The 5,682-nt window shown below is 67.4% G+C and carries 5 protein-coding genes; all 5 read right to left on the bottom strand.

The features are described 5' to 3' along the window. Nucleotides 1-13: 13 nt before the first annotated feature. Genes EN745_RS28435 through EN745_RS28415 form a run of 5 tightly spaced genes read right to left on the bottom strand, consistent with a single transcriptional unit; the run spans nt 14 to nt 4,879 of the window. Nucleotides 14-682 carry a lysophospholipid acyltransferase family protein gene (locus EN745_RS28435; RefSeq protein WP_126055346.1) on the bottom strand — a complete coding sequence of 223 codons (669 nt, stop codon included), beginning with the start codon at nt 680-682 and terminating at the stop codon, nt 14-16. 7 nt (nt 683-689) lie between these two features. Then, the gene (locus tag EN745_RS28430; protein WP_126055345.1) at nt 690-1,124 is read right to left on the bottom strand and encodes a hypothetical protein; all 435 of its coding nucleotides are present in this window, start codon (nt 1,122-1,124) and stop codon (nt 690-692) included. Then, complete coding sequence (locus EN745_RS28425) at nt 1,121-2,428, bottom strand: phosphatase PAP2/dual specificity phosphatase family protein (protein ID WP_127422785.1); 1,308 nt, start codon at nt 2,426-2,428, stop codon at nt 1,121-1,123. Before EN745_RS28425 ends, EN745_RS28430 begins: the two co-directional genes overlap by 4 nt. 37 nt (nt 2,429-2,465) lie before the next feature. Further along, nucleotides 2,466-4,277 carry a bifunctional alpha/beta hydrolase/class I SAM-dependent methyltransferase gene (locus EN745_RS28420; RefSeq protein ID WP_127422784.1) on the bottom strand — a complete coding sequence of 604 codons (1,812 nt, stop codon included), beginning with the start codon at nt 4,275-4,277 and terminating at the stop codon, nt 2,466-2,468. Then, nucleotides 4,274-4,879 (bottom strand): CDP-alcohol phosphatidyltransferase family protein, encoded by a 606-nt coding sequence (locus EN745_RS28415; protein ID WP_127422783.1) that lies wholly within the window; start codon nt 4,877-4,879, stop codon nt 4,274-4,276. Before EN745_RS28415 ends, EN745_RS28420 begins: the two co-directional genes overlap by 4 nt. Nucleotides 4,880-5,682 lie beyond the last annotated feature (803 nt).

The following is a 5,682-nucleotide window of genomic DNA, read 5'->3' as shown; positions in this document are numbered from 1 at the left end:
GGCGGTAGTGGCATCAGTCGTCTCGGTCGGGGCGGGGGTTGAGGGCGAGCAGCGTCTGGCGGGCGCGTTCGAGGAAGGCGCGCCGCTCCTCGCCGGGCGCGATGGTCACAGCCGGGCCGAAGACGACGCGGCACAGAAGCGGCACCGGCAGGAATTGGCCCTTGGGCAGAACCCGCGACATGTTCTCGATCCAGCACGGGATGAGCTCCACCTCGGGCCGCGCCATCGACAGGTTGTAGAGGCCGGAACGGAACGGCAGCAGCGGCTCGTCCGTGGTGTTGCGCGTGCCCTCGGGAAACAGGATCAGCGAATGACCCTGGTCGAGCACCGACAGCATGATGTTGATCGGGTTCTGTGACTCTTCGGTCCACTGCCGGTGGATCAGCACCGAGGACAGCATGTCCTCGGCGATGTAGCGGCGCAGCCGCGACTTGCCCCAATATTCGGCCGCCGCCACCGCATGGGTGCGGGCGCGCACTTTCTCGCTGAGGCAGGCCGAGAGCAGGATGAAGTCGCCATGGCTGGCATGGTTGGCGAAATAGATGCGCTGCCGCTCCGAGGGCTGGCTGCCGTTCCATATCGGTCGCACGCCGGTCACCACCCAGGCCAGCGCCGACAGGCCGACCGAGGTGATGGTCTGCAGGAGGGTGAAAGTGTTGGCGCGGATGTGGAGTTTTGTCATCGAAGTCTCAAAGCAATGCCGCCATCAGTGACGCCGCCGCGAACACCGCAAAGGCCATACGCTGCTTCATCAGCAGCCGGCGCGTACCCGATATCCGCTGGTCGAGCGATCGCGTCGCGGCAGGCATGGGCTTCAGCCGCATGCGGGCGAGCAAATCATCGACCGCGCCGCCGCCCGAAACCTCGCTGTCATGGCTCGCCATCAGCCGGAACAGCAGCGCGTCGAACAGGAGGAGCGCGGTGAAGGCGAGGGTAGCCAGAGCCGCCGCCGCAGCCACCAGCCACGCTGCCGCCGATAGCGGTGTCACCTGCGGCGCGGCCGCCAGCCCGATCACCGGCGCGGCGAGCAGGCAAGCCGCGACCGCCAGCAGCGGCCACGCCGCCTGCAGCATAAGTCCGGCGGCGAACGCGCCGGCTTTGTCCTGATAGCTATTGCTGTTCATGCCGCTTCGTCCACCCCGGCCTGAATGTGCACCGGTCGGCCGGAGGCGGCGAGCAGTTTGCGCGCCTGCGCGGCGGTGTGCGAGCGGCCGGTGCCGACCAGCCATGCGGCGGCGACCGTGGCGCTGCGCTGGAAGCCGAGCGCGCAGCAGATCAGCACCGTCCCCTGCCGGCGCGCCGCCTCGATCGCCGGCACCGCTTCGGAGAGTTGCTTCGCGGATGGCGGCAGAAGATCGAGCACGGCGAGGCTGATCCAGCGGCAGGATGCGCCGCGCGGCCGCTCCAGTTCGGCGGCAAGGTCGATCACCGTGCCGAAGCCGCTGGCCTCGGCAGCCGTCGGGAACCGGCCGAGGAAGACGCCGTCGGTGACAGGCACCATTGGCGACAGCGTGCGCGTCCAGGCCCAGAGATTGATTCTGGCGCCGACGCGGTAGGGCCAGAGCAGCAGCCGACTGGCGAGTGAGACGCGGCCGTCCGCCGCTTTCTGGAACACCTTGGCTCCGGCGCCGGCATAGCCGAAGGCGACGATGGCCAGCGCCAGCGCCGGCCACAGAAGGGCGAGGGCAACCGCCGAGACGAGGGCGCCGCCGGCCGCGCCCGCCAGCAGCAGTGTGGCCCCCAGCGCATAGAAGACCGCCAGCCGCTGCGCTTTCCTGTCGGTCGCCAGCCGGAAGCCGGCGAAAGGCAGTTCGCCCGTGCGCGGGAACAGCCACAGCGCGAACAGGCCGAGCAGCGCGCCGGTCGGGATGTCGATGAAATGGTGCTGCCATGTCGTCAGCACCGAGGCGCCGATCAGGAAGCACCAGACGTGCCAGGCAATTCCTGAGATGCCGCTCAGCCGGTGCCGCCAGTGGTCCCAGATGATCGTAAGCAGCGCGATGTGCAGCGACGGCGCCTGGTTGAACGGCTTGTCGAAGCCGCCGAGCACCGCGAACAGGAAGCCCGGCAGCCCCGATGTCTCCGGCCGCACGAAGGTCGCCCTGAGCGGGAACAGGATGAAGCAGGTCACCGCGATTGCCTGCGCGGTCAGATAGCGGCCGGCGAGGCGGTCGACGCCGCGCCTGGTGTCGTTGAGAAGCAGCGACAGGCCGTAGAACAGGTTGATCGACCAGTAGGGCACGATCGTCCACGCCATGAACGGGATGTCGCGCTCCCACGCAAAGACAATGCTGCCGACATCGTCGCGTCGCGAGGCCAGCCAGTTGGCGAAGCCATAGGTCGAGTAGAACAGCGGCGCGAGCAGCGCCAGCCACAGCGCCGCGCGTAGCAGGATGGCGCCGAATCTATCCTTCGACGGCTCGGCGATGGCGGCTGGGGCAGGGTCGGCGGCGGGCACGGCTTCCTCAGACGCGCCGCGCGACCGAGACGGTGAAGATGCCCCACTGGTCGATGCGCTGGTCGATTTTCTCGAAACCGGCGGCCTTCACCAACTGGTCCATCTCGCCCTGCGTGCGCCGCCGCATCACCCAGGCCTGGCCGCCGCGATGCGAGGTCAGGCTACGCGCGATCATCTCCAGCTGCGGATGCCAGGGCTGGTTGGTGTAGATGATCAGGGCACCGGGCTGCATGGCGCTGGCGAGTCCGCTGAGCGAGCGGGAAATCAGCGCATTGTCGGCGAAGAGCTCGTAGAGGCCGGAAACGATGGCGAGGTCCGGCGCCGGCTTCAGCGCGGCGAGCATTCCGGCATCGAAGGCGTCGGCCTGGCGGAAGGTGACGCTGGTCGGCAGGTGCCGCTCGGCGATCAGCCTGGTGCCGAGCCCGACATTGAGCTCGGAATAGTCCTGCAGCCTGACGCTGGCCGGGGGCGTCGGGCATTTGGCAACGGCATCGAGCACGTAGCGGCCATGGCCGGCGGCGATGTCGACGATGTGCACGGGCCGGCCGGCGGACTTAAGCTGCTCCGTGGCGTTGCCGATCAGTTCTTCCAGATGGAGCTTGCGCTGGCGTATGCCGCGCCAGCCGATGGCGTCGAGGAAGGTGCGGTCGATCATGCGGCCGAGATGGGTCTCACCCCGGGCGTCGTTCTGATAGACGTAGTCAAGGGTGGAGCCCGAATCGAAGCCGGTGGTGATCCCCGTCTTGAGGCCGGTGGAGAACCAGGAGCCGATGCGAATGAAGGCGCGGCTCATCGCCCAGTAGAGGCCCTTAGGCGACAGCAGCGGCAGCGGGGAGGCGAGCCTGTCGGCCTCGTCGCGCGTGTAGCCGGAGCGGTCGGCCGAGGTCAGGTCGGCAGGCTTCTCCGGCGCTGAAAACTGCTTTTCGAGGAATGGCCGGACTAGGTCGAGCGCGTACTTGCGGTCGCGCTCGCCCAGCGTGTCGTGGAAGAAACCGGGCAGCACATGCCGTTCCTTGGCAGGGCTTGCCAGGTTGACGAAGAATTCGTGTTGCGGGCCGTGCCGCACCACCCAGTCGGCGCCCGAGATCAGCAGCTGTGTCGGCACGGTGATGGCGCGCGCGTCCGCGACGACGCGGGCGGCATGCGTGTAGAGCTCGACCAGTATGTTGGAGGCGATCGGCCTCGTGATCAGCGGATCGGCGTCGAAGGAGGCGATGCGCTCCGGATCATGCGTCAGGAACTTGGCCTTGACGTAGGAATTGACAAAGAAGCGCCCCTTGAGCCGCTGCCAGAGCGCGATACCCTCCTTGGCGAAGGGCACGTAGAGCTTGACCGAGAAGGCGGGCGAAGCCACCACCAGCGCGCGGATGTCGGGCGCATAATCATGCACCCAGGCGGCGGCGAGCACGGCGCCGAAGGATTGCGCGATGAGTGCTACGTCACGCTGGGAAAAACCGTCGCGGGGGATCTCGCGCACGAAGCAGTCGATGTCGCGCACCAGCGCGGCGAAGGACGGCGCATAGCCGCGCTCGCCGGCCGAGCGGCCGTTGCCGCGCGCGTCCCAGGCGTAGAAGGCGTAGCCGGGCATTGCGAGCTCGTCGACCAGATGCGCCATGCGGCCGCCATGCTCGTGGCCGCGATGGAAGAGAAGGATGGCGCCCCTGGGCTGCTCGCCGAGCGCCGGCCAGTAGCGGTAGAAGATCTCGGTGCCGTCATGGGTCTTGAAGGTCCGCTCCTCGGCCACGCGTTGGAGGCTCGCCGGTGCTGCTGCGGCGATATTCTGCTGATGGATCATGGTGTTGCCCCCGAGGTCGCTCATTGCCCGACTGCTCCTCTAAGGCCGCTGCGTATCCGGTTGATGGCGGTCGCCAGCGACAGTGTTGCGAGCGCCGGAAACACAAAGGGCGTGAGTGCCACCGGCCACAGGCCGAAAACGATCAACGCGCCGATGACGCCCAGCGCCAGCGCCCGGTCGCTCTTGCCGAACGGCCCTGCATAGTCGCGCGCCGCCCCCGCAGCGATGCCGAGCACGCCGGCGAACTCGACGATGACCGCCATGATCGCGAAGGCGACCACGCCCCAGGCCGGGAAGAGGGCGGCGAAAGCGAGGATCAGCGCCAGGTCGGAGACGACGTCGCAGAGCTCGTTGAGATACATGCCGAGTTTTGACGCCTGCCCATGTTCCCGTGCCAGCATGCCGTCGATCGCGTTGAGCGCCATGCGCGTAAACAGCGCCACCGGCATCAGCAGGAATACGGCCGGATGGGCCGCGAAGGCAGCCACCACCACGCCGGTGGCGACGGAAAGGCCGGCGCCCAGCAGCGTGATCTGGTTGGCGGTGACGCCGGCGCTGGCCAGGCGATCGGCCAGCGGCCGCAGCCTCGCCTGGAAGGCTGGTTTCAACGCATAAAGCGTCGGCATATGCGATCCCCCAACCGCGCCCGCGCATGGATCCCATGCGCCAAAAACCCCATGCCGCGACTCCTTCTGGATGCACGACCTGGCAAGAGGATGGTCAATCGGCGGTCAAGACGCAAGGGCGGCGTGCGCGCGCTTGCGACGCGGCTCAAATCTGCGTTTTGGAAGACCGGCCAGGAGCGGGCGGTACACCATGCGTGTACCAGCCCGTCCGGCGCCCCCGCCAAGCTGCTGAAACCCCGTCCGTCCCCAACAGCCCCCGGTTATGGCGTGACCAGTGGTTGCGAATATCCATTGGCGGTGCGCGCTGTCAACGTCGCTTCCCGAGGTGTCCGAATGCCCGTTTTTGACCCTCGCGGACCATCGCCGCAGACCCGCGCGATCACGTCCTTGCTGCCCCTGAAGGCCAGCAAAAGCCGGTTTTCCGGGCTTTTCGACCGCTCCGGTTGCCGATGCGACGGCTCCCGCCTATGCGCTTGAATCGGCTTGCCTTTCGCCGGCTGGACTTTTTCGGCCCAGCATTATCAACCTGACTTTTTTTGGGTGTATTTGGACCGGCGGCGATTTTGCCGGTGCGCCTGTGTGAATTGCTTCATAGCGCGCCAGGGCAAGACGATGCACAGCGACGGAACCGAAGCGCGGGGGCGCGACGGCCGGGCGGCTCGCATGGCTTGCCGCCTCGCCTTGGGTATTGCGTATCGCCGCCGCTGCGCTTCGGGCGCCTTCGTCACGCCAATCTCAGCCGAATTTCAGCCGCGCCTCACGACAACCGGTCGGGTCCGGTTCACGCTGGGCGAAAAAGGGAT

The organism is Mesorhizobium sp. M4A.F.Ca.ET.022.05.2.1, assembly GCF_003998845.1.
In the GTDB taxonomy this organism is placed as follows: domain Bacteria; phylum Pseudomonadota; class Alphaproteobacteria; order Rhizobiales; family Rhizobiaceae; genus Mesorhizobium.
This window is presented reverse-complemented; position numbering and strand designations above follow the sequence as displayed.

Excerpts from the sequence above, each read along its gene's own strand:
- EN745_RS28435 (WP_126055346.1), bottom strand. The coding sequence starts at position 682 with ATGACAAAACTCCACATCCGCGCCAACACTTTCACCCTCCTGCAGACC.
- EN745_RS28430 (WP_126055345.1), bottom strand. The coding sequence starts at position 1,124 with ATGAACAGCAATAGCTATCAGGACAAAGCCGGCGCGTTCGCCGCCGGA.
- EN745_RS28420 (WP_127422784.1), bottom strand. The coding sequence starts at position 4,277 with ATGAGCGACCTCGGGGGCAACACCATGATCCATCAGCAGAATATCGCC.
- EN745_RS28415 (WP_127422783.1), bottom strand. The coding sequence starts at position 4,879 with ATGCCGACGCTTTATGCGTTGAAACCAGCCTTCCAGGCGAGGCTGCGG.